Below are 26,192 nucleotides of genomic sequence, written 5' to 3'. Positions count from 1 at the left end.
GTGTGACGCAGGTGCATGACTCAGGCGGAGACGGCGAAAATCACGCCGTCTCACCATGAGCGCTCACCGCTGTTGCAGGCTGAAGTTGCGCCAGATGGCGCAGCAGTTTCGTCACCATCACCACGACGGTAATCGCGAGGATCACGAAAAACACGGCCAGCGGCGTCAGTTCCTGCACCGACACGAAGCCGGCCAGTGCCATCATCGCCGACGACACCAGCAGCAGCGCGCAGCCGAGAATCGCGCTCGTCAGACCGGCGATGTGCGGGAACAGCGAGTTGCCCTTCGCCATCAACGTGGGATACATCGCACCGGCGCAGAAGCCCATTACGAGCACGGGCGTTGCGAGCGTCCAGACGCGCAGGCCGACCGTCAGCGCGAGCACCAGCATCGCCATCGACGCGGCCGCCATCAGACGTGCGCCGAAGCGCAGCCGTTGCTCGGCGCTCGGCAGACGCGGGCCGTGAATGCGATTCGACAGACCGCCCAGGAAGTACATCATCCCGATGCCGAGCGCGAGATAGCCGAAAAAGGTCGGCGGCTTGTGCAGCGTGTTCTGCACCATGAACGGACCGACGATGTTGAACACCAGCAGGATGCTGTAGCACAGACCTTGCGCGAGGAAACAGCTCTGGAACACCGGGCTCGACAGCACCTTGCCCGCGTTCGCCATCAGCGTGCGCGGCGCGAGGTGCACCGGACGCGGCAACGTCTCGCGATAACGCCACAGCAGCCCCCACATCACCAGCGAATAGACGAGCAGGAAGACGAGGCACGCCTGCCAGCCGAACCACGTCTGCAGATGCGCGCCGATCACTGGCGCGACGATCGGCGCGAGTCCCCACGCGATCGACATGTAGGTGAACGCGTGCACGAGCGCGTGTCCGGCGAACGAATCGGTGATGATCGCCTTCGCCAGCAGGTTCGTGGTGGCGATGCCGAAGCCCTGCAAACAGCGGGCGAGGATGAAGGTTTCCAGATTGGTCGCGGCGAGCGACAGCAGACAGCCGATCGTATAGATGACGAGCCCGAAAGCCAGCACGGGCTTGCGTCCGTGTGCGTCGGCGATCGGCCCGAAGATGAGCTGGCCGAGCGCGTAGGCCACCATGTAGCCGGACACGCTCGACTGGATCGCTTGCGGCGAGGTCGCGAAGAAGCGCGCCATGGCCGGCAGCGCGGGCACGTAGATGTCGATCGCGAGTTGCCCGGCGGACGCGAACAGGCAGATCAGAAACAGCAGGAAGCGCGGCGAGTTCGCGGCGTTGGGCGCGCGCGCGGGAGTGGCGGGGCGGTCGGCGGTAGGGTTGTTCATGACAGCAGTGAGAGAGGCGGTTTTTTCGGTGACGCGGTGTGAGTGCGCTGTTAGCCGGTCGATTGACGAGCGTGGCTTCTGGCGGCCGTTGGCGCACGGATCGGCGCGATTGACGGTGAGAACGCGAGAATTGATCGTCGACGGCGCCCGGCATCGGCCCGGAAGACGCGCGCGGCAAAGGTAGGATTATGTGCGTTTAGCCGCCGGCGTGCCTGGCGGCGCGCCGGCAGTTGTCGGACGCTATTGTAGCGGAGGGGTTTTGGAGACGGCTTTGGCGGGGGGGATCGTTGAGCGTGCGAGCGCGATCCGGTCGAGGGTTTGCCGACAGGCTGTCCGGCAGGAGACAGCCCGGCGTTTTATCGGTGTGTCTCAGGCACACGCGACGACAGCGATCTCGACCAGTAACTCCGGCGCGGCTAGCTGCGCCTGCACAGTCGCGCGCGCGGGTGCGTGGCCTTGTGGAACCCATGCGTCCCACACTTCGTTCATGCCTGCGAAATCCCGGCTGATGTCCGCGAGCCAAACCTGTGCGGAAACAAGCCGGGTTTTGTCGATGCCGGCTTTCTCCAGAAAACCGTCGATTTTCTCCAGCACCCTGGCGGTCTGACCTTTGACGTCGAGCGTGACGTCGCCCGAAGTCTGGCCGCCGACAAATACCAGACCGCCTGCCTTGACGACGCGGCTCATACGTTGATTGGTGTCGATACGAACGATATCGCTCATTGAAATCTCTCCAGGGAAATAGAAAAGCAGATCGGAAAAACCCTCACGCAACCGGTTCGACAGCGCGATGGGATGACAAAACGAATCGGCGCTAATGCGCGACCGGCGATGCCGCTGCCGCGTGAGACGAAAGCGGGGAGGCGAGCGTGGAAGCGGCCGAGGCACGGCCGAACCGGTCGATGGCGAATGGGTCGAGGGAAAGAGAAGGCGCGCCGTCGAGCATCAGTTCCGACACTAGCTTGCCGCAGCCCGGCCCCAACTGAAAGCCGCTGCCGCAATAGCCGAACGAGTAATACAGATTCGACGCGGCGCGGCTCGCGGATATCACCGGCAGTTCATCTTCGGTAAACGCTTCGACGCCTGCCCACGCCCGGTTCACGCCGAGATGACGCAGATGCGGAAACAGATCGGTGACGGTCCGCGCGCTGCGCACGAGCCGGGCGAAATCGATCTCGCCGTGGCGGCCTGCCAGGTCTGCGATACCGATCAGCTTGCCGCCGATCACCACCGTGCCGTTGTCGAACTGTTTGAACGACAGCGGCCTGCCGGTTGCGCCGAGCGTCGCGTTGCAGAACGGTGCGACGCGGTGCGTGACCATCAGCATCAGACCTTCGGGATGCACGGGCACCGCTTCGCCGACCTGTTTCGCCAGTTCACCGGACCACGCGCCTGCCGTGACGAGCAGCTTGTCGGCGCTGAACGTGCCGCACGGCGTGAGCGCAAACCAGCGCGTGCCGCGCTGTTCGATACGGCGCACGGGCGTGCCTTCGAGAAAGTTCGCACCGAGCCGTTGCGCCGCCAGCCGGAAAGCCGTGGTGGTTCGATAAGGCAGCGCGTAGCCATCGCGCGCGACCCAGATGCCGCCTGTCACGTGCCGGGCGAGCGCCGGCTCGAGTTCGAGTACGGTCTCACGGTCGATCACCTTCTCGTGCGTGAAACCGTGTGATTCCAGCAACGCGACGCGCTCCCGGCACGCATCGAGTTCGGCGTCGGTCTCGGCGATTTTCAACTGACCGGAGGCGACGAAACCGCCATCCTCGCCATCGCCGAGCAGACTGGGCATGTCGTGCCAGATTTCGCGCGACATCAACGCGAGCGGAATTTCCGGCAACGGGCGACCCAGCGTGCGCACGCCGCCTGCATTCACGCCCGACGAGTGGCGCGCGACGTAATCGGCTTCGAGCACGATGACTTTCGCGCCGCGTCGTGCGAGGTGGAAAGCGCTGCTTGTGCCGTGCAGACCACCGCCGATCACCAGCACGTCGGCTTCCTGAACCATGGTTGCGCGGTTGACGTCGGACGTGTCATTCACCGGCGAGTTCTCCGAGCGTGAGCGGCTTGATCGGCGGACGAATCCGGTAGTAGCCGACTTCGGCGGGCGAGACGCGGCGCGCGTCGGCAATCACCTCCGTGACCGTGAGCCCGCACATGCGCCCCTGACACGGTCCCATGCCGCAGCGTCCAAACGACTTCGCCTGATTCGGCCCGACGCAGCCGAGTTCGACGAACTTGCGCAACTCGCCGGCCGTGACTTCCTCGCAGCGGCAGACGACGGTTTCGTCGCGCGGAATGCGGTTGATGTCGCGCGGACGATACAGGCTGTCGAGAAACGGCCTGATGCGCATGACTCCCGCCAGCGCATCGCGAAGCGCGGCGGCTTCTGCATCGCGCGCCGTGCCGGTGACGGCACCGAGTTGCGCGGCGGCGGCGAGACCTGCGAGCGAGCCCTGCAACGCGGCTGCCTGCGCACCGCCGATGCCCGCACCGTCTCCCGCGACGAAGATGCCAGGCACGTCGAGTTCGCCCCATGCGTCGACGTTGGGCGTGAAGCACAGTTGGGCGTTGTCCCAGCGATGCGACGCCCGCAGCGCCTGCGTGAATTGGGTGTTCGGCACGACCCCCTGGTGCAGCAGGATCACATCGGCTTCGACACGATGTGCATTGCCTTGCGTGGTGAAGTGCAAAGCGGCGGCACGCCCGGTCTGATCTTCGCCGATGCGCGCTTCGACGCGCAGATCGTCGGCCGCCTCGAAAATCGGCACACCCGCCTGCCGCAGCGTGCGAATCAGTTGCAGGCCTTTGCTCAGGAACGGCCACGCGCGCAGCGCCGCGAACATATGCCGTTTCGCGCGCCAGCGATCTTCGTGGCGCGTGGTGTCGACCAACGCGCGGATCGGCACACCGGCGCGCACGTACTGCCAGCCGAGCAGGTACAGAAGCGGCCCGCACCCGGCCAGCACGGGCGGCGCGGCAGGCACTTCGCCCGCGCTCTTCAGCAGGATCTGTGCGGCGCCTGCCGTGAGCACCCCCGGCAGCGTCCAGCCCGGAATCGGAAAAGGCCGCTCCAGTGCGCCGCTCGCGAGAATCACCCGTTGCGCGTCGAAGCTGCCGATCTTGCCGTCCTTCAGATAATTGACGCCGCGCTCTCTCGTGACCTGCCAGACGCTCGCCTGGGTGATGTGCTGTGCGCCGGATGCCGCGAACGCGTCGGCGATCGCGCTGCCGGCGGCATAGTCGGGTCCGAGAATCTCCTTGCGACGCGCATCGGCGCGGCCAATGCCGCGATAGATCTGGCCGCCCACGGCGTCCTGTTCGTCGATCAGCACGGTTTTCAGGCCCGCGCGCGCCGCACGCGTCGCGGCGCTCATGCCCGCAGGACCGGCGCCGACCACGACGACGTCGACAGATTCAGCAGCGAAATCAGCGGGCATGGGCATTCTCCAAAGGGGCGCCGATCGGATCGGCCGTGCCGAACGGTGGCAGATCGCGTGCGCCTTCCTGCGAGCGGATGCGCATCCCTGCCTTGACTTCGACCATGCAGCTCTGGCGGCTCGGCACCCCGTCGATCTCGACCAGACACTCGAAGCACGCGCCCATCATGCAGAAGGGCGCGCGCGGGGCGCCCGATACGGGCGTCGCACGAAAGCGCGAGACGCCGGCCGCGAGCAACGCGGCGGCAACCGAGCGGCCTCCCGGCACGGACAGAGGCTGATCGTTGAACCAGATGGCGACGTTCGCGGCGGTCGCGCCCGGCAGCGGCTTGAACAGGGTAGGAATCGATTGGGCAGTCATATCGGTTTCAGTGAGCAGGAGTCAGTTCCCGGGCGTGCTCGAAGCGCCGCGCGGAGAAAGTGGGCAGTTCGTCGGGCATGGGCGCGCCCATGATCCACGGCGCCACGCGCAGCGCATGAGCCGCCGCCAGCGTCACACCGCTATGGCAGGTGACGACGAACGCACCGGGGTGCGCATCGGACTGGTCGTAGACCGGAAAGCCGTCGGGGCTGTAGACCCGCAATGCCGCCCACATGCGCACGAGCCGCACATCCTTGAGCATCGGAAAGGCGCGTATGCCGCGTCGCGCGATATCGGCGAGCACGTGCGTCGTGGTGAAGTCGTTGAAGCCGACTTCTTCCATCGAGTCGCCGAACTGCACGCTGCCTTCGTCGGTCTGGCGCACGTTGAGCGTCGGATAGTCGAGAAAGCGCGCGACGCGCTCGCTGACCAGCACCTGTCCGCGATTGGGCGCGACCGGCGCATTCAGTCCGACGAACGGCGCGAGCATGCGGTTGCCGAGTCCGGCAGCGAGCACCACTTTCGACGCGCGATACGTGCCGCGTTTTCCGTGTACGACGAAGCCATTCGCCTGCGGTTCGATCCGTTCGGCCCGTTCGCCGGAGACGAGCCGCACGCCGCGCGCCTGCATGGCCGTGTGCAATCCGCGCAGCAGCTTCAGCGGATTCACGTGACCGTCCATGGGCGAGTAGCTTGCGCCGATCACGTCGGGTCCTATCTGCGGGATGCGTGCGCGGACGTCCGCGGCATCGAGCATCCGGTACGGGTAGTCGCCCAGTTCCGTTTGCAGCGTCGAGAGGCGCTTGTCGCGTTCGGCGAGTTCGTCGTCGGTGAAGCAGAAGTGAAAGCCGCCCGGCTGACGCAGCGCGACATCGACGCCGGTTTCGTTGCGCAGTGCGTCGGCGAGTTGCGGCCAGCGCGTCGCCGAACTGCGCGACCAGCGTGCGTAAGGCGACAAACCATAGCCCTTGCCCTGAATCCACACGAGGCCGAAGTTGCCGCGCGACGCACGAAAGCCGCCGTCGTCTTCGTCGAGCACGGTGACGCGCGCGCCTTCGCGGGCGAGTCCGTAGGCCACGGCCGAACCGACCAGGCCGCCGCCAAGCACCAGCACGTCGGGACTGGTAGTGCCTGTCAATGTCATCGGGCTTCTCCAATCAGAATGCGGTCCAGGCCGACCATGCGGTCGAGCAGGACCATCAGAAGAACCGTGCCGACGATCAGCACCGCCGACACCGAAGCGACCAGCGGATCGATCGTCTGCGCGATCTGGTTGTACATGGCGACGGGCAGCGTGGTGGTGCCGGGCGTCGCGACGAAGATGGTCATGGTCAGTTCATCGAAGCTCTGGATGAACGACAGCACCCAGCCGCCCGCGACCCCGGTGCGGATCATTGGCAGGACCACGCGGCGAAATGCGGTGAAGCGGCTCGCGCCACATGAAAGCGCCGCGCGCTCGGCGTCGCGATCGAGTCCGACCGCCGCCGACAGCGCCAACCGCAACGCGTACGGCAGCACGATGATCACGTGCGCACACACCAGCGACCAGAACGACCCGGACAGATGCAGCAGCGACAGAAAGCGCAGGAACGCGATGCCGAGCACGACGGCGGGAATCATCATCGGCGAGAGGAAGAAGCTGGTCAGCGCGGCGCGGCCCGGAAAGCGGTAGCGCGCGATGGCGAGCGCAGCCGGCACCGCAAGCAGCACGCCAATGGTCGCTGCCGCGAACGCGAGCCGCACCGACAGCCAGAAAGCCGACACGATGTCGTCGTTGGCAAGGATCGCGCGGAACCAGCGCAGCGACGCGCCATCGAAAGGCATCGAGATAAAGCCTTTGTCGGTGAACGCCACCAGCATGACGACCGCCAGCGGCGCCAGAATGAAGGTCAGGAAGAACGCGTTGTAGACGAGCCCGAGAATGCCGTTCTGTTTCATGATCGCTCTCCCACGCTTAATCGAAGATGTGCCGGAAGCGGCGTTCGGCGAGACGGCTGCAACCCATCACGATCGCCACGTTGGCGATCAGCAGCAACACGGCGATGCTCGCGCCGAGCGGCCAGTTCAGCGTGCCGAGGAATTCGTCGTAGGCGGCGGTGGCGACCACCTTCAGGCGCCGTCCGCCGATCAGCGCGGGCGTGGCGAACGCCGACGCCGACAGCGCGAACACGATGATCGAGCCGGATAAAACGCCGGGCAGGATCTGCGGCAGCACAACGCGGCGGAACACGGCGAACGGCGAACCGCCGAGCGAACGGCCGGCCCATTCCACTTGCGGATCGAGCTTCTGCATGTTGGCCCATACCGACATCACCATGAAGGGCACCAGCACATGCGTCAGCGCGATGATCATGCCTGTCATCGTGAAGACGAGGCGGATCGGTTCGTCGGTGATATGCAATGCTTGCAGGAGGTTGTTGAGCACGCCGTTGTTGCCGAGCAGAATCTGCCAGCCGAGCGTGCGCACCACCACCGAGATCAGCAGCGGGCCGAGCACGATCAACAGACACAGCGATTGCCACGGACGCTTCATCCGGGCGAGCACGATGGTCTCGGGCACGCCGAGCACGATAGACAGCAACGTGACGCCGAACGCGAGACCGGCGGTGCGCAGGAAGATCGTGCCGTAGTACGGATCGCTAACGACTTCCCAGTAATTCGACAGCGTATAGGCGGAGGTAACGCCCGCCGTGTCGCTGAAGACACGAAACGACAGCATCAACGTGAGCAGCAGGGGCACCAGCAGCAGGCCCACGAAAAGCAGCAGCGCAGGTCCCGACAGCAGCCAGGGCGCAGCGCCGGGACGGCCGTCCTCAAGCGTGGCCATGAGCGGTCTCCTGATCGTCTTGCGTGAGTACGCGCAGGTCGTCGTCGGTCCAGACGAGGCCCACCCGATCGCCTTCATCCGGTGGCGGCGCGCCGTAGTTCGGCTGCGCGACGCGCAACTTGCCGAGTTCGGTCTCCACTTCGAGCAACCACTGATTGCCGACGAATACCCGCGTCGCAATGCGTCCGTGCAGGCGCGCATTGCCGTTGGCGAGGTGAACCTTTTCCGGGCGGATATAGACGTTCACTGCACCCTGCACATGACGTCCTTCGTGCGGTACGTGGAGCGTCGTTCCCGCAACCTCGACTTCCGCGCAACGTAGATTGCGCCGTAATACTTCCCCGGCAATCGCATTGGTGCGGCCGAGAAAGGTGGACGCGAACGGCGTGGCCGGACGTTCGTAGGCGTCATACGGTGTGCTCAGTTGCGCGATGGTGCCGCGATGCATCACCGCGATGCGGTCGCTCATGGTCATTGCTTCGACCTGATCGTGCGTGACGAGAATCGTCGTGATGCCGAGGCGCTTCTGGATCGCGCGCAACTCGATGTGCATCTCTTCACGCAGCTTCGCGTCGAGGTTGGACATCGGCTCGTCGAGCAGCAGCAGTTCGGGCTGCATGGCGACGGCGCGGGCAATGGCCACGCGTTGCCGCTGGCCGCCTGACAGTTCTTTCGGATAACGATGACCCAGTCCGTCGAGACGCACGAGCGATAGCGCTTCGGCCACGCGCGCGTCGCGCTCCTTGCGTTTGACCTTGCGCATCTCCAGGCCGAAGCCGACGTTGGCCGCCACCGTCATGTGCGGAAACAGCGCGTAGCTCTGGAACACCACGCCGAGACCGCGCTTTTCGGGGCGTTCATGGGTGATGTCGCGTCCGTCGAGCAGAATGCAGCCGGTGGTCGGCGTGACGAAGCCCGCGACCATTTGCAGCGTGGTCGTCTTGCCGCAGCCGGAGGGGCCGAGCAGTGAGAGCAGTTCGCCGCGCTCGACCGACAGGTCGAGTTGTTCGATTGCCGTGAAGTCGCCGTAGCGTTTCGAGATGCCCTGCAGAGTCAGGAAGGCCATGCGTCTTGCTCCTTCATCAGATCGCGCGCCGCGCGGAAAGAAATGCCGGTGACGGAGTTCAACGCTCGACCGAGCGATTCCAGCGTTCGGTCCACTCGGTCCGATGCTGGTTGATCGTCGCCCAGTCCATTGCGGTCAGCTTCGAGATCTGTTCGGGACCGTAAGGCACGCGCGCGGCGATGTCTGGCGCGAGCTTGACGGTCTTGTTGACCGGACCCAAACCGATGCCTTGCGCCTGTGCCGCCTGCACTTCCGGGCTCAGCAGGTATTGAACGAACTGCTGCGACAACTGCGGCTGGGCGTTTTCGGCGATCACGCAGGCTGCTACCTGCAATGCGACCGCACCTTCCTTCGGGTAGACGAATTTGAGCGGGAAACCGGTGTTCTGCAAGGCCACCGCGCGGCCGCTGCCGTAGGGGGCGAGGATCACGTCGCCGGCCTGCATCTGGCCGTCCATCTCGCCTGGCGTCGGCGCCCAGGACAGCACGTTCGGCGCAACTGCCTTCGTCATTTCGGCGAAGCCAGGGTCGATGTTCTTCTCACCGCCGCCCGACAGACGCGCGAGCATGACGAGCGTATGCAGGCCGTAGGTGTTGGTGATCGGCGGCACACCGATCTTGCCTTTGATGCGGCTATCGGTAAGTGCTTTCCACGAATCGGGCGGCGGCAGGCCGGCCTTCCTGAACGCTTCCTCGTTGTAGCCGATGCCGGTTGCGACCATGCCGACGCCGATCGAAGTCGGTCCGAGTTTCGCCAGCGGGTAGACGTCCTTCATCACCGGCGCGTCGTCGAGCTTCGCGCACAGGTTCAGTTGCATCGCCTGATACATGGGACCGTCGTCCATCACCGCGACGTTGATCTGCTGATGCCCTTTCTGCGCCTGCAGCTTGGCAAGCGTATCGCTCGAATTGCCCGCGACATAAACGATCTTGACGTTGTGCGCCTTCTCGAACGCCGGGATGATTTTTTGCCGGTAGACCTGTTCGTTCGAGCCGCCCACATTGGCGACGTACAGGGTGGTCTCGGCGTGGGCGACGAGGGCGGAAGCGAAGGAAAGCGCCGCGACGGCGGCGCGCGAAGGGGCGGACAGACGGCGATGCAACGCGCTTTTCATGACGACGATCTCCAGTTCCGATGTGGGGTGGCGCGGGCTAGTCGGCCCGTCGATAAAATGCAGTGTCGCGCTGGCTGGCTATGTCGTCCAATACGAATAAAATACCTATCCATGCAAGAATGATATGGGTTGAAGGTGCTGGTCTAAGGGAAAATACGTATGAATCTCAAGCACATAGAAGCGTTTCGGGCCGTGATGGTGTCGGGTTCCATGACGGCTGCGGCCAAGGCGCTCTTCACGTCCCAGCCGAATGTGAGCCGTCTGATCGCGCAACTGGAACGCGACACGGGCTTGCAGCTTTTTCAACGCAGCGGTGTGCGGCTGATTCCGACCAGCGAGGGCGAGGCGTTCTTTCGCGAGGTCGAACGCGCGTTTGTCGGTTTGCAGGGCCTCGCGAACGCCGCCGCGCAGATTCGCAATCTCGGCAGCGGGCGGTTGCGCATCGCGGCCATGCCGTCGGCGGGCATGACGCTGGTGCCGCATGCAATCAAACGCTTTGTCGGGTTATTCCCTGACGTCACGGTGTCGCTTCACGTCAACACGTCGGCGACCGTCAATCACTGGACGGCGTCGCAGTTCTGCGATCTCGGCGTGGCGGTGTATGTGAGTGAGGCATCCGATTGCGAGGTCGAGCAGTTGTCGAACGTGGCGGCCGTTTGCGTGATGCCGGACACGCATCCGCTCGCGGCGAAGCGCACCGTCAAGCCTGAAGATCTGGAGGGGGAGTCGTTCATCTCGCTATGTCACGGTGACGGTACGCGAGCCATGATGGATGAAGTGTTTCTGCGCGCCGGCGTGCAGCGTGTCCTGGCGATCGAGGCGCAATACACCGCGATGTGCTGCGAGATGGTTCGCCACGGTATGGGCGTGACGTTGGCCCATCCGATCGTCGCTCGCGACTTTGCCGGGCCGGGCATCGCGATCAGGCCATTTCTACCGGCTACGCTGTTTCCAACTTACCTGCTATTCCCGCCGCACAGGCCGCGGGAGCGGCTCGCTTCGGCATTCGTCGACGTGTTGAGGGGATTGCACGAGGAACTGCTTGCGGAAGTCGTGACGCCTATGCCGGGCGCGACGAAAGGCGCCCGGCGCAGAGCACGGGCGCAGGCGTAGTTGCCTGCGCCCGAATTCCGCACCGGGCTGTTTGAAGATATCCGCTGTGCCGGTTTGGAAACGGCCACGCCCAATAACAGTGAGACTGCCCAACCGGCGCATCTGGACAGCCCCGGTTGGTGTTTCTGCCGCATCCTCAGAACTTGTGAACCAGACCCACTCCAATGCCGCGCGTATTGGTACCGGGAGTGACGGCGAGGCCCGAATAAGCGGTACCCGACAGCGTGTATTGAGCCTGGTTCCTGTTCTGGATAAAGCCGGCCGCCGTATAGAGTTCAGTCGACTTGGACAGTGAGTACTCGAAAAGCAGACCCAACTGCTGCGCGTTGTTGCCTTCTCCCGTGCGGTCGTACAGGTAACCGTACATCAGCGAAATCAACGCAAATGGCGAGATCTGATACGAGTCCGAGATCTGGTAGACGTCGTGCTGCTTGTATTTCGGCGTATTCGTCAGATGCTCCGTGTGATAAGCCAGCCAGATGCGGTTGGCTCCGATCGCATACGACGCACCCGCGTTAAACACGGTAAATACCGCCCCCGGACCTGCCAATGCACCGCCTGCGAGCGTATAGCTGCCGCCGGCGCCGACGCTCGGCTCGTCACCGCGTTCATAGCCGGCCGCCACATTCAATGGCCCGTTGATGTACTGGAGAACGACGTTGTAGAACCCAATGCCGTTGCCCGACCCACCTGCCGACGAATCGCGCAATGCCACCATGAACTTGGCATTCAGACCATCGAAGGTCGGCGTGTAGTAGGAGATACCATTGTTCGCGCGGATGATCAGGCCATTGAAGTTATTCATCGGCGACGCGATGCTCTTGACCCAGGACGGGTCCATTGCTGCCTGGAGGACGTCGTAAGAAGGCGAGTTCTGCAACCCGAAGCGGACTTCGCCGAAGCCGCCGGACATGCCGACATACGCCAGACGATTGAACGCGTCGGCCGGATTGGTCGCGGCGCCCGTTTGACCTGAGAACGCTTGCTCCAACTGGAAATTGACGTGCAGGCCGCCGCCGATATCCTCAGTGCCCTTGAAGCCGTAACGTGTTGCGAAGAGTCCGCCTGGTACCGCGCGGACCGCCGAACTGTTGCTGCCCGACGAACTTTGATAGACGAAACCATTGTCGAGTACGCCGTAAAGCGTGACCGACGACTGCGCGAACGCGGCCGGAGTGGACGCGCACGACAAGACCGTGCCGCATGCGAGAGTGGCAAATTTCTTCAAGCGATATCTCCGTTGTTATCTGCATCTGGTTGCCGATGCTTTTTTGAATATTTATTATTCTGGATGCCTAATATATTGGCGATGAATCGACCATCGAGCATTCCTGTGTGCTCGCGTATGCCGGGGTTATAACGAGGAAAGTCTGTTCGGATCGGATGCCCAAATTATTGGCTGCCGAATCGAAGACCGGTAACGACGACGCAAACCAACAGCCTCAGTTCATTTCTCCATTCAATTCGATCTCCGTTGACTGCAGGTATTTATTGCCTGGTCGTTATCGATTCGGGAGAAAAAGTTATCGAAACTCATTCGTTAAGGTTAAGTGCGCGAGAGGCGATCGGTCCATGCATAAAACTTAGATTGAATGGTATTTTTTAACTGACAATCTGGCCGGGTAAACCAGTATCGGCCACGCAGTGGAATAGCGTCCAAACCGCTGCGCCACCGTGCGAGCGGCGGCTTATCTGCGACGTTTGCCGATGTTTCGCACTCGACGATGCAAAGGTCCTTGACGAGTGTCAGTGCTGGAGTTGTAGCGAGTCGGAATGGCAGCGTCGCTATGAAGCGGAAATCCGCACAAGGGTAAAATGCGGTGAAAACCGTGTGCGGAGTACCGCCTGCGGTGACGAATACGGAGACCTGATGAGTCAACTTGACTGGTATTTGACTGCAAATCTGAAAGCGCGCCACTTGCGTTTGATCCTGGCCGTCAATGACTTTGGAAATCTAAGCGAAGTCGCGTCGAACTCCTTCATTACGGTGTCGGCGGTTTCAAAAGCGCTCAGTGAAATCGAGGGCGCACTCGGTGTAAAACTGTTTGAGCGTACCGTCAACGGCTTGCGACCCACCGCATATGGTGAATGCGTGGTCCGTCATGCTCGGGTTCTTCTGAGTGGGTTGGGGCGTGTTGCCGAGGAAATCAAGGCACTGCAAACGGGACAGTCAGGAAAGGTTCACGTTGGGGCGCTCCCCAGTCTGATTCCAACGATCATGCCGAAAGCGCTCGCGCGGCTCAAGCAACAATCGCCGCACGCCAATGTGTCGATTTTCGAGGGGCCGATGACGACACTATTGCAGGAACTACGGCGAGGCGAGCTGGATCTCGTGGTTGGACGGCTCCCTAATCAGTCGGCGATGGTTGGATTGCAGGGGAAGGTTCTCATGTATTCGCAGGTCCGGCTGGTGACCGGGCCGCATCATCCGCTGGTGGGAAGAAAGGATTTGAAATGGAAAGATCTTCAGGACTTTCCGTGGGTGCTTCCGCCTCCAGGATCGCTATTGCGGGAGCCGATCGAAAGTACCTTTGCGCGTAATGGCATGTCCATGCCGCTCAATTACATCGAGACCCTTTCCGCTCATCTTAGCCGCGCCTATATCCAGTCCGAAGATGCAATCGCGCTGTACACGATAGATATCCAGTATCCGTACGCAGAAGTCAGTCCTATCCACGTATTGCCACTCGATCCGGGTTTTGTCAGATCTCCGCTCGGCGCTGCCTGGCGCGCCGATAAACCGCTCGTGCCAAGCGCAATGCTGATGCTGGGTTGCCTCGAAGAGGTCAGCCCGCTACTCGTGTCTACCGAGGTGGAGCGGTCGGCGGGCTCCGTGGGCTCAGGCGGGCAGTGATCCACAAGGCGTGACGCGCGTCATCGACAAAATGTCCTTCGATACCTCGTATTCCCGAGGTTTTACCATTTGGTTAAGGCTCAAGTAATTTTATTCAATCGACCGCATGACCGTGCGCTGGCAACATCCTGATCGCCTGACAGCCGGGTGTGGGGGGAGCGTGAATCATTGTCTCGACCTTCCGGCACTGAACAGCCGGCCCATTCCGGAAGGCCAGAAATTTTTTGTGGTGACGAGTCGCAGGCGCGGATCGGGTTTCGCCACAGCCAATTATTCAGGAGAGACAGATGTCAACGAAGGTTCACCTCAAGATCGCCATTGCGGATCATCCGCAGACGTCGGCCGTTCGTAACGGATCAATTCCCATTGAAGGTGTGGACGCGGAATTCGTCACCGTCAAACCGCAGATCGGCGCATTCCGGCGGATGGTGCGTGACGTCGAATTCGACGTGTGTGAACTGGCGCCGACCACCTACATCATTGCGCGCGCCTACGGCGCGCCGTTCGTTGCCCTGCCGATCTTCGTGGTGCGACGCTTCCATCATGGCGGACTACTGGTGCGGCCTGACGCGGGCATCAAGCATCCGAAAGACCTCGAAGGGAAAAAGGTCGGCGTGCGTGCGTACTCGGTCACGACAGGCGTATGGACCCGCCAGGTACTGATGGATGAATTCGGCCTGGATTCGTCGAAGGTTACGTGGGTAGTCGACGATGAAGAACACGTCACGCAGTTGAAGCTGCCGTCGAACGTGATTCATGCACCCGAGGGCAGCTCGCTCGCCGACATGATGGCGAAAGGCGAACTCGCCGCAGGCTTCGGCGCGAACGCGGGCATTGGGCGCACGGGTGCGCCCACAGGTGGCTGGAAAGAAGTCGAAGCCGACTATCCAGATCTGCTGCCGAACGCAACCGAACTCGAAACGGAATACTACGCACGTACCGGCGTTTATCCGATGCATGGCACGATCGTCGTGAAAGATTCGGTGCTGGCCGAGCATCCGTGGATCGCGAAGTCGATTTACGACGCGTTTGCGCAGGCGAAGAAGGAGTGGCTGGCGCGTCTCGATGCAGGCGAATCGACCAGCGCAGGCGACAACAAGTACCTGAAGCTGCGCCAGATTGTCGGTCACGATCCGCTGCCTTACGGTATCGAGGAAAATCGCAAGACCATCGAAGCACTGGAAGCCACTGCGTTCAAACAGGGCCTCACACCGCGCCGGATGTCGATGGACGAGTTGTTTGTCGACCCGCGTGTCTGAGTTGTGTGGTCATGAGCGGGTGACTGGTCACGGCTGCCATGCGATCAATGCGGATCGCTGGCGCCGTTTCATGAAGTAGACGCCCGGCTTTTGACAACCAGTTCCTGTCGCGCTTCGAGAGCGAAGGATCCTGTTCGACTATCGTTTGCGCTTTCGACAACGCGTCGTCCGGCGGGGAAGTTTCTTTTCCGCTGGACGACGCGTGCTCCGTTGCATCGCCCATTCGCGGCCTCTGCAGATTTCACAGGCTCGTTCCGAGCCGCTCCAACGCCGATCCTCCGCACCCGCTTCTCTCTTTTGGAAGCGGGTACTTTGCATGGCCCCACTTTGCCTGACGATCCCGTTTTTTCATTCACCTGATCGATACGCGTCTTGCTGCCAATCGAACTCTTCGGCGAATCACTTGACGGTTTCCTCAAGCCACGACCAGATTATTTCAATAGACCTACGGCGACAAGCTAGCAAGAATTGCGGTGCTTCGAATCAAAAAGCAAAACAGAGACAACGCGATCCACCTCGAGACGGCCAACGTCTATGAGGCGTCACAAAGATGGATCGCGGATTACTACATGGAGACAGAAGCAGATATGAATCACAAGCTCGCATTGTGCGCTTGCGTGGCGTTGATGTATGTTGGACCGGCATCGGCTCAGGAAGTCAGCTCCAGCTCGGTTACGTTATACGGCTCGATCGACGAAGGCGTGCAGTACCTCAGCCATGCGGCCACCGGCAAAACGACTGGCAGCGCTTTCCAGATGGGATCGGGCATGGCGACCTCGTTCTTCGGCATGCGCGGGACAGAGGATCTCGGCGCGGGAGTGCAGACCATCTGGAACCTGGAAGGCGGTTATTCGCCGCAGAACGGTACGTCGAGCCAGGGCGGACGTCTGTTCGGACGGCAGGCCTACGTGGGTCTCGACGGCCCCTATGGTCGGCTGACGTTTGGCCGCCAATACACGATGCGCTTCTATGCGATGTCCGCGATCAACCCGTTTGGCGACGGTGCGCAGGGCCTGACTACGCTGGACAATGGCGTGGCGAACCCTCGTGCGGACAACGCCGTGAGCTATCGCGTCCACCTCGGTGCATTGGAAGGCGGCGTGAATTACAGCTTCGGCCGCGATGGAGTCGCAGCCACTCCTGTCAGCGTGGTCGGCAGTAATTGCCCCGGCGGAACAACCCCTTACCAGGAATGCAAGGAATGGTCCGCGCTGCTCAAGTACACCGGCAACAACTGGGGTGCAGCCACCGCCTATGAGCGCAACAATGGTGGTACGTCGGCGACCTACGGAGGACTCACGGCCCCGAACCTGACAGATAGCCGATATGTCCTGGGCGGTTACTTCAACGTGGACGGGGCGAGGTTCGGTGTTGGCTGGATCCGGCGTATCAACCTGGGCATCGCCACACCGAGAAGCGATCTGGTCTGGGTGACGGGAACGGTGCCTGTGGGGCACAACATTTCAATCGACGGTATGGTTGCCAATCTCAGATACGATCATTCGCCGAATAAAGCTCTGGTCGAAGTATTGCGCGGCGTCTATACGCTGTCCAAGACCACCTCGCTGTACGTCACGGCTGATCACATTCATAACAGCGGCAATCTCGCTCTTGCGGCGAGCACCATGTTGCCAGTCCAGGCGCCACCGCCGGGCGGCTCGCAGTTGTCCGTCATCGCCGGCATCAAGCATCGTTTCTGACCGCGGCGAGCCCGACCGAACTTCGTTGATCTGGTCCCCGGAAATTCAGCTTATATTGAACGTTTCGGGTGCCTAATTGAAATGGGGTAGAAAAGTAATCCTCTCGCAGATACCTCAATAGGGTGTCGCGCGAGGATTCAGTGATCGTGCCAAAGTTGTTCCGCTAAGGTGTTCCGACGCGCAGCATCGCTGCGTCGTTTGCCGGCGACATATCCGCTATCGAATGGAAAGGCAGTTTCTGCTTCAGGCTGCCAAAATTGATCTCCATATCCTGCAGATAGTCGATGTCGTCGTGGGTCAACGACAGGTCCCGTGAGTAGGGTCGCTGGACCTGGTTGAAATTCCAGACTGCCTGCGCCGAAGCCTTATCGAATTTCTTTTGCGCATGCTTGCGCGCTTCGAAGAATGCATCATGCGCAGCCGGCGACATCAGGTAGTCGTAGAGCGCGCCGTAAGCCGCCATGACCGCGACGATGTTCGCGTGCTGGTCACGGAGAGCGGAATCGGCGGCATAAGCGGTCTGGAAAACACATCGGGGCAGAGTCTCCCACAAGTTGCCGCCGCTGATGGTCACGAGCCCATCATCGTCATTCAGATGCGAAATGCTCGAACAGCAAGCATCGGCCTCGCCTTTAACCACGGCTTCATGGCATTCGTCGTTGCTTCCCTTATCGATGAAATTTACCTGCGACGCGTCAATGTTCGATTCCCGTAAAAGCTGGATTACCAGCATATGCAACAAGCCCTTTGCGGGGCCCACGGCGACTGATTTTCCTGTCAGGTCGGCAAGCGTTCTGATGTCGTCGGGCCGGGCGAAAATGGTCAACGCGCACTTTCGCATCCCTGCACCGACGATCTTCACCGGTGCGCCTTCAGCAATTCGCGGCAGCACAATGTTGGAGCCAGATACCATGCAGATATCCGCGGCACCTGTGGCGATTGCGTTGAATGGACCGCTGGTGCCCGCGGCTTCGACGATGAGCGCATTGGCGCCGAACTGTCTGAAGAAGCCCTGTTGCTCCATCAATATGTTGAGCGTCGCATTCTCCAGGCCCGGATTGCTGACCACTGTCAGACGTGATGCACTGGCTTTCGCGATATACGGTGCCGTCAATGGGGCTGCGACGGCGCTTAGTGCGAGGCGTCCTGTCGCGCGCAAGAAATGGCGACGATTGAAAGTCTGCGGCATCTGAAATCTCTGTCTATGCTGTCGATGCACGTGTCGTGCGGCGCCTTGCGTTGTTGTCTGCTTCGGCGCGTGGACATTCACGGCGTTCGAGATGCCGGACGCACGAATCGCACTTCACGGTCTCGCGAGCCGCTCGCACCGACGCAATCCGCGATCGACGTTTGTTGAAAGATCCGGATATTGCGCGCTACAGATCCCACGGTCGATTGAATAAGATTACCGTGGACTTAACCAGATGGTAAAACCTGCGAGGGAGACACAACGTGTCAGAGCTTGATTGGTATCTCAAGATTAACGTGAAGGCGCGGCATCTGCGTTTGCTCGCGACCATCGACACCTACCGCAATCTGACTCAGGTCGCCGAGATCACACATGTCTCAGTGCCGGCGGTGTCCAAGTCACTGGCCGAACTTGAACGTGGACTCGGACTCACGCTATTCGAGCGCACCACGCACGGCATCGTGCCCACGCCGTACGGCGAGTGTCTGATTCGACATGCGCGATCGATCCTGACCATCCTGCATCAGGCCAGCGACGATCTGAAGGCGCTGAACTCGGGAACGGCGGGGAAGGTTCACATCGGCATGTTGCCGGCTTCGGCGTCGGTGTTGCTGCCGCAGGCGCTCAATCTGCTGAAGCAGCGCTCGCCCGGCACCAATGTGATGGTGACGGAGGGCACCACAGCGTTGCTGCTGCCGGAGCTTTGGCAAGGCCAACTCGACCTCGTTGTGGGCCGCTTGCCACCGACCGACACGCTGGGCAGCTTCGAGGAGAAAGAGCTTGTCGAGGAACCCGTGACATTGATGACGGGCGCACATCATCCATTGGCGCGCAAGAAGTCGTTGAAGTGGTCCGACCTGCGGCCTTATCCGTGGATCCTGCCGCCGCCCGGTTCGATCTTGCGCGATCCGCTGGAGCGGACGCTGGAAGCGCACGATGTGCCTCTGACCAACAACTACATCGAAACACTTTCGATTCACGTTGCGCGAGCTCATCTTCAGGTGTCGGAGTGCATTGCGGTGATGGCCGGCGCACCTGTCAACGATTCGGGTCCGCGTCTGCACACGCTGCCTCTGAGCCTGCCGCAATTGCTGCGGCCCGCAGGCGTGTTGTGGAATCGTAATCGCGGCCTGAGCCCCAGCGCGAAACTGATGGTCGCGTGCCTGGAGGACGCTGCGCAGAGTATGGCGGTTGCCTCTGACAGCGCAGGCCGGGCGTCGTCCGCGCGCAAGAAGAAGTGAATGATTAAGCGCTTCCGCGAGCGTTCAAAGCTTGATGAGGCGGTCGTTGCTTCCTGCCTTGATTTGCTCCTGCTCCGGTGCGAAATTCCTTTCCGGTTCTAACATCCCCCGCACACGAATCCGAACGACTTCGCGCCGTGACATAAAGCATTGGCGCCGACGCATTCGGCCGACGAGACAGTCGTCGCTGCAGGGTCAGTGGAATCCTGCGATCATGCTTTCGCGCGTGGCTTGACCATTTGCTCAAGTGCAGCCCAGTTTTTATCAATTGACGGAAAGCGGCGTAGTGGCAAAAATTCGTTCTGTCGACTCGCTAACTGCTGGCGACAACACGAGCCACTATCGGTGGCAGCGACCTCGCACAGCTTGCCGTGATGACGGATCGCACAACAATCGGAGACATGCAGAACTATGAACTACAGGACCGCATTGCGCGCTTTCGCGGTGCTGATGGGTGTCGCCACCACGGCGGTTGCCGCGCCGGCTTCTGATCAGTCAGTTGAAAGTTTCTACAGCGGCAAGACGGTCACGCTTGTGGTCAGCGCCGATGCCGGTACACCCACCGATATCATTGCGCGGCAATTTGCACGCTTCTTCGTCAAGTACATGCCCGGACATCCGCAGGCAGTCGTGATGAACGTGATCGGAGCCGGAGGGATGGTGGCGGCAGCGTCCCTCCAGTCCCGACAGCCGGCCGACGGAACTGTCATGGGCTTCCTTCAGCGCAACAATCTCTATATACCGTTGCTCGATCCACGGCAAAGCAGGTTCGACCCGCGCAAGGTGAAGTGGCTTGGCAGTCTGAACAAAGTCGATTACTGCATGGTTGCGATGACTCGTTCAGGCGTCACGACCGCCGACGATCTGTTTAAAAAGAAGATGTTCAGTGGCGCGACAGGGTTCTCCAACGAGGATCGGACCTTACCGGCGCTATTGAATGAGTATCTCGGCACGAAGATGAGCGTCGTACCGGGTTATACGGGACGAGGCGAAGTCTATCTCGCGATGCAACGTGGCGAAGTCGACGGTTGGGCGTCGACCGTCGACGGGTTGAAGCAGGGCGATCCCGTGAGGCTGCTCGCCAGTGGAAAGATGAAAGTGTTGCTGGAACTCGGCTGGAAAAGCCCGCCTGAGTTTCCCAATGTTCCAAACCTGAGCGCCTATATCACCAACCCGGAGGTGAAGGCGGTCTTCAATCTGTTCCTTCTTCCCTTCGCGGCGGGACGGCCCATTGCGGTGCCTGCCGGCGTGCCGCCCGAGCGACTCGCGGCGTTGCGTTCAGCCTTCGCCAGGACGATTGCCGATCCCGGGTTCCAGTCGGCGATGACAAGCGCCGGATTTCCAATCGATCCGATCGACGGCGCGGCAGTGGAGCAGATTGTCGACAAGCTTTACGCGACACCCGCGCCGCAACTGGAAAGCGCACGCAAGCTCATCTTTAGTCCGGGTTGAAGAGCGCGGGAGCGCGCAGGTTTTGCATCTGATTCCGCGCGCTCCAGGTCGTCATTGAAATAGCCTCAAGTCGGGTAGGTCATACATCTGTCGGAGACGGATGACATTACATTAGTTAGGAATACGGATAAATGAAAATGGAAATAATCGATATTCATCCCCATATCGTTTCGAACGATACGGTCCGCTATCCGATTGCTCCGCAACATGGGCATCGCTCTGACTGGTCCGCCACGCGTCCGGTGACATTCGAAAGAATGATCGCGGAGATGGACGAGGCGGGCGTGTCGAAGGCCGCAATCGTGCACTCCTCGACAACCTACGGTCATAACAACGCGTACGTTGCGGACAGCGTGGCGCAACAGCCGAAGCGATTCACGGGCGTCTATTCGTTCGATCTGCTGGCGGTCGACGCGCTGGCTACGTTCGACTACTGGCTGGCCCGCGGAATGGGCGGCATTCGACTTTTTACCGGCGGCGCGACCCATCAGGGGGACGGGCGCTGGCTCGTCGATCCGGCGACTTTCCCGATCTGGGAGCGTTGTGCGGAGATCGGCATGACGATGGTGGTCCAGACGACGCTTACTGGTGTTCCCATGGTGGCTGAGCTGGCTGCACGATTCCCGAACGTGAGGATCGCGGTCGATCACTGCGCGCGGCCGGTTCTCGAAGGCGGACCTCCATACGCCGCTTGTGCCGAATTGTTCGAACTGGCGAAATACGAGAACGTCTATATGAAGGTAACGCCTCGCACTTTCGACCTCGCGCAGGCAGCGCCGGGCGGAGCAGATGCGTTCTTTCCTCATCTCGTGAAAGTGTTCGGTGCCGATCATCTGGCATTTGGTTCGAACTACCCGGCGTCGGCGGGGCCGCTCAGGAAGTTGATCGATCAGGGGCACATCTGTTTCGCGTCGCTCAGCGACGAAGAACGTGCGTGGGTCTGGGGTCGTACGGCGAAAATTCTATATCCGGCGCTGGCGGATCAGGAGCGGTAATGGGTTGCAGATGCGGGCAGCGGAAAGAAAGAATTGTCGACCGACAGCCTCCGTGCGCTCCATTTGCATCCGCTGGTCCGTACTGAAACCGTGCTTGAAGCAATGAGGCTGACAGTGGCCGAATCCGGGATTTCGCTCGATTGACCGTCTGATACGATGCCTGATCTTTGCCTCCGGCCGCCTTACAGAGTGAGCCTGCTGGGCTTGCTCGCCAATCTGGATGACTCATGGAATTTTTCAACGATGCAACCTTGTTGGCAGCAGGTCATGCTCTGTCGACACTCTTACAGTTCCACCGTCTCATCTTTCTCGTGTTCGGCGTCGTGGTCGGACTCGCAATCGGACTGTTGCCAGGGATCGGCGGACTGACCGGCTTTGCGTTGCTGGTGCCTTTCACGTATACGATGGACCCGTATGCTGCTTTTGCAATGTTGCTCGGCATGGCGTCAGTCATCACCACGTCGGACGTGATCCCCGCCGTGCTGTTCGGCGTACCGGGCCACGCCGCTTCGCAGGCGACCGTTCTCGACGGTCTGCCGATGACCAGGCGAGGAGAGGCTTCACGTGCGCTCAGCGCGTGCTACATGTCGTCGCTTCTGGGCGGACTGATCGGTGCGGTTATCCTCGGCGTCTCCTTGCCTCTGGTTCGACCATTCGTGCTGTCGATCGGTACTCCCGAGATGCTCGGACTCACTATTTTCGGCATCTCGATGGTTGCGTCATTGTCGGGTAACGCGCCGCTGAAAGGTATCGTCGCGGCATGTTTCGGCATTCTCATCGGCATGATCGGCACGAATGTCGAGACCGGGCAAATGCGTTGGACCGGCGACCTTCTTTATCTGCAGGACGGCATTCCACTGGTACCGATCATTCTCGGGATCTTCGCATTGCCGGAGTTGTGCGAGCTCGCAATCCGGCGCACGGCGATTGCGCAGAACGTGCAGTTCAGTTCACGCGAAGGAATGCGGCAAGGCGTGGCCGATACGCTGAAAAACTGGTTCCTGGTTCTTCGTCTGGGCAGTCTTGGTGCTGCACTGGGTGCGATCCCCGGCATCACCGGAGCGGTAACGGACTGGATTGCTTATGGTCATGCAATGCAAACCTCGAAGGGCGCGAGAGAAACTTTTACGACGGGCGACGTACGCGGTGTGATTGCCCCGGAGGCCGCCAACAATGCACGAGAGGGCGGCAGCCTGGTGCCGATGCTGGCGTTCGGCGTGCCCGGCGGCGCAGCCCAGGCCATCTTGCTGGGCGCGATGATGGTGCATGGTTTCATACCCGGCCCGGACATGTTGACCAAGCATCTGGACCTGACCTATTCGATGGTCTGGTCGATTGCGCTCGCCAATATCTTCGGCGCAGGCCTGTGCTTTTTACTGAGCGGGCAATTCGCCAAAATATCGACGCTGCGCTACACACTTATTCTGCCGGTCATCATGCCCATCATTTACGTGGGCGCGTTCCAGGGCTCGCGTAGTTGGGGTGATCTCTTCGTCCTGCTGATTGCAGGCGTGATTGGCTGGATCATGAAGCGGATGAAATGGACACGCCCGCCGCTTATTCTCGGTCTCGTGCTCGGCGTGCTGATGGAGCGCTACATGACCATCTCTTTCATGCGCTATGGCACCCACTGGTTATTGCGGCCGGGCGTGATGGTCCTGCTGGTTCTTGCTGCGGCGATCTTTTTCAATCCTCTGTTCAAGCTGGTACGCAGCGGCGGACTTGCGCGGCTTAAGCCGAGTGGGAAAGTTGTTTTCAAGCTCGAAGATCTGACCTACGCGTTCTTCATCGGGGTGGGCATCTACATGCTGGTGAGCGCACAGGGCTGGCTCTTCATGGCAAGAATAGGACCGACAGTGGTAGCGGGCATCCTCGTCGTTGCCGCGACGCTCAGTCTGGCGAATAAGGTTCTCGTGGCGTCTCCTTCGGGAACGGCGCGCGCTGGCAGCATTCACATGGATGTAGCCAGCAGCAACGAAGAGGCCTTGCCGAACAGAACGGTGTTGCTGCGGGCAGCGAAATTCCTTGGCTGGTTTATCGCGTTTCTCGTTTGTATGGCTCTGATCGGCATGATCCCGACCATCCCGCTGATGATCGTGGCCTTCATGCGTGTCGAAGGGCGCGAGTCGTGGCGACTTAGCCTGATTCTCGCGCTGTGCGTGACGGCCGTGGTGTACGGCATCTTCCAGCAGGTTATCCACATACCGTGGCCGAGCAGTTTGCTGGGACAGTATTTCCCAATGCTTGCGGCAGGCGGCGCGTAATGACTCCGGTGGTCGAATAGCGCGCGATGCAATCCGTGTTGCGCGCGCGTGAAATTAATCTTGGCATCGTTTCATTGGAAGAAGAGAACATGACGGACAAAAGACTTGAACCTGTCGATCCACAGAAGGCCAGCGAAGAGCAGCAGAAAGTGATGGCGAGGCTTGGAGAAGGCCGAGGGCGCATTCCGACGCCGTTCAACATCTGGCTGCACAATCCGCATCTCGCGGAAGGAATGGAAATCATCGGTACGCATGTCGATCATTCGCCGGTGCTTAGCGAAGCCGAGACAGAGGTCGCGATCCTCTCGACGGCGGTGTTCTGGAACGCGCCTTACGTGATCGCCAATCACCGTCGGCATGCGCTTAAATCCGGGATTCCGGAATCGGTGGTCACGGCGATTCTTGAAAAGCAGCGACCCCAATCGGTCGACGGCCGGCTAGGCGTACTGTGCGAAGCGGTAGCCGATATTCTCGCAGGCGGTGTGATAGACGATGCGCGATTCGCTCGTTATGCAGCCGAACTCGGCCGCCCGGTGATCGCCGAATTGCTGATTACCATAGGCTATTTCACCTCCGTTTCACTCGCGATGACGTTGCACGCGCTTGAGCCCAAAAACTGATCGGGCGCTTCGCGCCGGAGGTTCTCCGCTCCTGGCGCGAGGTTTTCCTACCGGATATGTGTGCCCACGCTTTTACATCTGCATCTGTAAAAAAAATCGATTCCTGAATGACATCCCCTCGCGATACAACGCCGCATGCAATCGATGCAGGCACCGGCATGTCGGCACTGATTGGCCGTGCGTCGTTCAGACGCTTCATGACAGCGCGAGTCGGCTCCATTACCGCCCAGCAGATGATCTTGCTGGCGATCAGCTGGCATATGTATGACCTGACATCCAGCGCATGGGATCTGGGCCTCGTCGGCCTCTTCCAGTTTCTGCCAGGACTCGCGACGACGTTTGTCGCAGGCCACTGCGCCGATCGCATGCATCGCGGCCGGATCGTCGCAGTCTGTCTTGCCGCTCAGGCTGTCACAGCTTCGGTGCTCGCTGCAGCGACGGTTTCTCATGCCGTGACGCGCGACGTACTGCTCGGTCTGTCTCTTGTCCTCGGCGCCATCCGCCCGTTCCAGATGGCGGGGCAGCAGTCGTTACTGCCGATGCTGGTTCCGCAATCGTTGCTCGCGCGTTCGATGGTGCTCAGCACGGTCGTCCAGCAAATTTGTGTAGTCGGCGGCCCGGCGTTGGGCGGTCTCCTGTTTGCAATCGGAGTCAACGCCGTTTACATCACATGTGCCGTGCTTTTCAGTGCGAGCGCGGTCATGTGCGCATTCGTCCGTTACGACTACGTGCCGCCGCCGCGCGAGCCGGCCACGGTTGAGTCGATCCTTGCCGGTCTGCGCTTCGTGTGGAGCAGCCCTCTCTTGCTCGGCGCTATCTCGCTTGATCTGTTCGCTGTTCTGTTTGGGGGCGCCACCGCTTTATTGCCGGTTTACGCGAGAGAGATTTTGCACGTTGGGCCGCAAGGGCTCGGTTTGCTGCGTTCCGCCCCGGCTGTGGGAGCGTTATGCGTCGGCCTGATTTTGTCTCGTCATGCGATTCGAAGCGGGGTCGGCAAAAAGCTGCTGGGCGCCGTCGCCGTTTACGGATTTTGCATCGGAGCGTTTGGTCTGTCCCGGTCGTTTCCCCTATCGCTCGTTCTGCTGGCTATCTCGGGCGCGGCCGATACGATCAGTGTCGTCGTGCGGCAGACGCTGGTTCAACTGGAAACGCCCGATCGCATGCGCGGGCGGGTTTCCGCTGTCAACACCCTGTTTATCGGCGCAAGCAATCAGCTTGGCGAATTCGAATCGGGCACGACCGCTACGGTGTTCGGCGTGATCGGCTCAGTCGTGCTCGGGGGATGTGCAACCATTTTTGTCAGCATCGCGTGGAGTCGTTTGTTCAAGCCGCTAGCCCAACGCGACAGCTTGCACTGAACGTAGCGAGCCGGGTGCCTGAGGTTTTTTGCA

The 26,192-nt window shown here is 61.0% G+C and carries 22 protein-coding genes; 10 read left to right on the top strand and 12 right to left on the bottom strand.

Going from position 1 to position 26,192, the window contains the following annotated elements; all coding sequences use genetic code 11:
• Positions 1 to 40 precede the first annotated feature (40 nt).
• From BLS41_RS31160 to BLS41_RS31115, 10 genes are all read right to left on the bottom strand, one after another.
• The gene (locus tag BLS41_RS31160) at positions 41 to 1,312 is read right to left on the bottom strand and encodes a multidrug effflux MFS transporter (RefSeq protein ID WP_074771550.1); all 1,272 of its coding nucleotides are present in this window, start codon (positions 1,310 to 1,312) and stop codon (positions 41 to 43) included.
• A 369-nt stretch (positions 1,313 to 1,681) separates the two neighbouring features.
• On the bottom strand, positions 1,682 to 2,035 hold the full coding sequence (locus BLS41_RS31155; protein WP_074771549.1) for a RidA family protein: 354 nt from the start codon (positions 2,033 to 2,035) through the stop codon (positions 1,682 to 1,684).
• Between the two features lie 91 nt (positions 2,036 to 2,126).
• Positions 2,127 to 3,314, bottom strand: coding sequence for an NAD(P)/FAD-dependent oxidoreductase (locus BLS41_RS31150; RefSeq protein ID WP_074773195.1), 1,188 nt, complete (start codon positions 3,312 to 3,314; stop codon positions 2,127 to 2,129).
• A gap of 25 nt (positions 3,315 to 3,339) precedes the next feature.
• The gene (locus BLS41_RS31145; protein WP_074771548.1) at positions 3,340 to 4,746 is read right to left on the bottom strand and encodes an NAD(P)/FAD-dependent oxidoreductase; all 1,407 of its coding nucleotides are present in this window, start codon (positions 4,744 to 4,746) and stop codon (positions 3,340 to 3,342) included.
• Positions 4,736 to 5,107 carry a (2Fe-2S)-binding protein gene (locus tag BLS41_RS31140; protein ID WP_074771547.1) on the bottom strand — a complete coding sequence of 124 codons (372 nt, stop codon included), beginning with the start codon at positions 5,105 to 5,107 and terminating at the stop codon, positions 4,736 to 4,738. Before BLS41_RS31140 ends, BLS41_RS31145 begins: the two co-directional genes overlap by 11 nt.
• Before the next feature lie 7 nt (positions 5,108 to 5,114).
• Complete coding sequence (locus tag BLS41_RS31135) at positions 5,115 to 6,251, bottom strand: NAD(P)/FAD-dependent oxidoreductase (RefSeq protein WP_074771546.1); 1,137 nt, start codon at positions 6,249 to 6,251, stop codon at positions 5,115 to 5,117.
• Positions 6,248 to 7,045: an ABC transporter permease gene (locus BLS41_RS31130; protein ID WP_074771545.1), complete on the bottom strand. Its 798-nt coding sequence runs from the start codon at positions 7,043 to 7,045 to the stop codon at positions 6,248 to 6,250. Before BLS41_RS31130 ends, BLS41_RS31135 begins: the two co-directional genes overlap by 4 nt.
• Before the next feature lie 16 nt (positions 7,046 to 7,061).
• On the bottom strand, positions 7,062 to 7,934 hold the full coding sequence (locus BLS41_RS31125; RefSeq protein ID WP_074771544.1) for an ABC transporter permease: 873 nt from the start codon (positions 7,932 to 7,934) through the stop codon (positions 7,062 to 7,064).
• A complete protein-coding gene (locus BLS41_RS31120; RefSeq protein WP_074771543.1) occupies positions 7,921 to 9,000 on the bottom strand; it encodes an ABC transporter ATP-binding protein in 1,080 nt (359 codons plus the stop codon). Before BLS41_RS31120 ends, BLS41_RS31125 begins: the two co-directional genes overlap by 14 nt.
• Before the next feature lie 58 nt (positions 9,001 to 9,058).
• Positions 9,059 to 10,114, bottom strand: a complete 1,056-nt coding sequence (locus BLS41_RS31115) for an ABC transporter substrate-binding protein (protein ID WP_074771542.1) — start codon at positions 10,112 to 10,114, stop codon at positions 9,059 to 9,061.
• A gap of 159 nt (positions 10,115 to 10,273) precedes the next feature.
• On the opposite strand from BLS41_RS31115, the gene BLS41_RS31110 reads away from it, so the two are divergent.
• On the top strand, positions 10,274 to 11,227 hold the full coding sequence (locus tag BLS41_RS31110; protein WP_074771541.1) for a LysR substrate-binding domain-containing protein: 954 nt from the start codon (positions 10,274 to 10,276) through the stop codon (positions 11,225 to 11,227).
• Positions 11,228 to 11,363: 136 nt separating this feature from the next.
• Here BLS41_RS31110 and BLS41_RS31105 read toward each other — a convergent pair whose 3' ends face one another.
• Positions 11,364 to 12,455, bottom strand: a complete 1,092-nt coding sequence (locus tag BLS41_RS31105) for a porin (RefSeq protein ID WP_074771540.1) — start codon at positions 12,453 to 12,455, stop codon at positions 11,364 to 11,366.
• 642 nt (positions 12,456 to 13,097) lie between these two features.
• Here BLS41_RS31105 and BLS41_RS31100 point away from each other — a divergent pair.
• From BLS41_RS31100 to BLS41_RS31090, 3 genes are all read left to right on the top strand, one after another.
• A complete protein-coding gene (locus BLS41_RS31100) occupies positions 13,098 to 14,081 on the top strand; it encodes a LysR substrate-binding domain-containing protein (RefSeq protein ID WP_074771539.1) in 984 nt (327 codons plus the stop codon).
• Between the two features lie 287 nt (positions 14,082 to 14,368).
• Complete coding sequence (locus BLS41_RS31095) at positions 14,369 to 15,340, top strand: ABC transporter substrate-binding protein (RefSeq protein ID WP_074771538.1); 972 nt, start codon at positions 14,369 to 14,371, stop codon at positions 15,338 to 15,340.
• 473 nt (positions 15,341 to 15,813) lie between these two features.
• On the top strand, positions 15,814 to 17,040 hold the full coding sequence (locus BLS41_RS31090; RefSeq protein WP_253189848.1) for a porin: 1,227 nt from the start codon (positions 15,814 to 15,816) through the stop codon (positions 17,038 to 17,040).
• A gap of 163 nt (positions 17,041 to 17,203) precedes the next feature.
• Here BLS41_RS31090 and BLS41_RS31085 read toward each other — a convergent pair whose 3' ends face one another.
• Positions 17,204 to 18,229 carry an ABC transporter substrate-binding protein gene (locus tag BLS41_RS31085; protein WP_074771536.1) on the bottom strand — a complete coding sequence of 342 codons (1,026 nt, stop codon included), beginning with the start codon at positions 18,227 to 18,229 and terminating at the stop codon, positions 17,204 to 17,206.
• A gap of 263 nt (positions 18,230 to 18,492) precedes the next feature.
• Between BLS41_RS31085 and BLS41_RS31080 the strand changes: the two genes are divergently transcribed.
• The 6 genes from BLS41_RS31080 (at position 18,493) to BLS41_RS31055 (ending at position 26,159) form a co-directional block, all read left to right on the top strand.
• Positions 18,493 to 19,470, top strand: coding sequence for a LysR substrate-binding domain-containing protein (locus BLS41_RS31080; RefSeq protein WP_074771535.1), 978 nt, complete (start codon positions 18,493 to 18,495; stop codon positions 19,468 to 19,470).
• Between the two features lie 450 nt (positions 19,471 to 19,920).
• On the top strand, positions 19,921 to 20,922 hold the full coding sequence (locus tag BLS41_RS31075; RefSeq protein ID WP_253189847.1) for a Bug family tripartite tricarboxylate transporter substrate binding protein: 1,002 nt from the start codon (positions 19,921 to 19,923) through the stop codon (positions 20,920 to 20,922).
• 131 nt (positions 20,923 to 21,053) lie between these two features.
• Positions 21,054 to 21,917, top strand: coding sequence for an amidohydrolase family protein (locus tag BLS41_RS31070; RefSeq protein ID WP_074771533.1), 864 nt, complete (start codon positions 21,054 to 21,056; stop codon positions 21,915 to 21,917).
• Between the two features lie 227 nt (positions 21,918 to 22,144).
• Positions 22,145 to 24,181, top strand: coding sequence for a tripartite tricarboxylate transporter permease (locus BLS41_RS31065; protein WP_074771532.1), 2,037 nt, complete (start codon positions 22,145 to 22,147; stop codon positions 24,179 to 24,181).
• A 35-nt stretch (positions 24,182 to 24,216) separates the two neighbouring features.
• Positions 24,217 to 24,801, top strand: coding sequence for a carboxymuconolactone decarboxylase family protein (locus BLS41_RS31060; protein WP_253189846.1), 585 nt, complete (start codon positions 24,217 to 24,219; stop codon positions 24,799 to 24,801).
• Between the two features lie 158 nt (positions 24,802 to 24,959).
• Positions 24,960 to 26,159 (top strand): MFS transporter, encoded by a 1,200-nt coding sequence (locus BLS41_RS31055; protein ID WP_074771531.1) that lies wholly within the window; start codon positions 24,960 to 24,962, stop codon positions 26,157 to 26,159.
• The last annotated feature ends 33 nt before the right edge of the window (positions 26,160 to 26,192 follow it).

It is taken from the genome of Paraburkholderia fungorum, assembly GCF_900099835.1.
GTDB classification, from domain to species: Bacteria; Pseudomonadota; Gammaproteobacteria; order Burkholderiales; family Burkholderiaceae; genus Paraburkholderia; species Paraburkholderia fungorum_A.
The sequence above is the reverse complement of the archived record's forward strand: the minus strand, read 5'-3'. Positions and strand labels throughout refer to the sequence as shown.

What these genes read in the sequence shown, in the direction of transcription:
- BLS41_RS31160 (WP_074771550.1), bottom strand. Translation starts at nt 1,312, where the DNA reads ATGAACAACCCTACCGCCGACCGCCCCGCCACTCCCGCGCGCGCGCCC.
- BLS41_RS31155 (WP_074771549.1), bottom strand. Translation starts at nt 2,035, where the DNA reads ATGAGCGATATCGTTCGTATCGACACCAATCAACGTATGAGCCGCGTC.
- BLS41_RS31150 (WP_074773195.1), bottom strand. Translation starts at nt 3,314, where the DNA reads ATGGTTCAGGAAGCCGACGTGCTGGTGATCGGCGGTGGTCTGCACGGC.
- BLS41_RS31145 (WP_074771548.1), bottom strand. Translation starts at nt 4,746, where the DNA reads ATGCCCGCTGATTTCGCTGCTGAATCTGTCGACGTCGTCGTGGTCGGC.
- BLS41_RS31140 (WP_074771547.1), bottom strand. Translation starts at nt 5,107, where the DNA reads ATGACTGCCCAATCGATTCCTACCCTGTTCAAGCCGCTGCCGGGCGCG.
- BLS41_RS31135 (WP_074771546.1), bottom strand. Translation starts at nt 6,251, where the DNA reads ATGACATTGACAGGCACTACCAGTCCCGACGTGCTGGTGCTTGGCGGC.
- BLS41_RS31130 (WP_074771545.1), bottom strand. Translation starts at nt 7,045, where the DNA reads ATGAAACAGAACGGCATTCTCGGGCTCGTCTACAACGCGTTCTTCCTG.
- BLS41_RS31125 (WP_074771544.1), bottom strand. Translation starts at nt 7,934, where the DNA reads ATGGCCACGCTTGAGGACGGCCGTCCCGGCGCTGCGCCCTGGCTGCTG.
- BLS41_RS31120 (WP_074771543.1), bottom strand. Translation starts at nt 9,000, where the DNA reads ATGGCCTTCCTGACTCTGCAGGGCATCTCGAAACGCTACGGCGACTTC.
- BLS41_RS31115 (WP_074771542.1), bottom strand. Translation starts at nt 10,114, where the DNA reads ATGAAAAGCGCGTTGCATCGCCGTCTGTCCGCCCCTTCGCGCGCCGCC.
- BLS41_RS31110 (WP_074771541.1), top strand. Translation starts at nt 10,274, where the DNA reads ATGAATCTCAAGCACATAGAAGCGTTTCGGGCCGTGATGGTGTCGGGT.
- BLS41_RS31100 (WP_074771539.1), top strand. Translation starts at nt 13,098, where the DNA reads ATGAGTCAACTTGACTGGTATTTGACTGCAAATCTGAAAGCGCGCCAC.
- BLS41_RS31095 (WP_074771538.1), top strand. Translation starts at nt 14,369, where the DNA reads ATGTCAACGAAGGTTCACCTCAAGATCGCCATTGCGGATCATCCGCAG.
- BLS41_RS31085 (WP_074771536.1), bottom strand. Translation starts at nt 18,229, where the DNA reads ATGCCGCAGACTTTCAATCGTCGCCATTTCTTGCGCGCGACAGGACGC.
- BLS41_RS31075 (WP_253189847.1), top strand. Translation starts at nt 19,921, where the DNA reads ATGGGTGTCGCCACCACGGCGGTTGCCGCGCCGGCTTCTGATCAGTCA.
- BLS41_RS31070 (WP_074771533.1), top strand. Translation starts at nt 21,054, where the DNA reads ATGAAAATGGAAATAATCGATATTCATCCCCATATCGTTTCGAACGAT.
- BLS41_RS31065 (WP_074771532.1), top strand. Translation starts at nt 22,145, where the DNA reads ATGGAATTTTTCAACGATGCAACCTTGTTGGCAGCAGGTCATGCTCTG.
- BLS41_RS31055 (WP_074771531.1), top strand. Translation starts at nt 24,960, where the DNA reads ATGTCGGCACTGATTGGCCGTGCGTCGTTCAGACGCTTCATGACAGCG.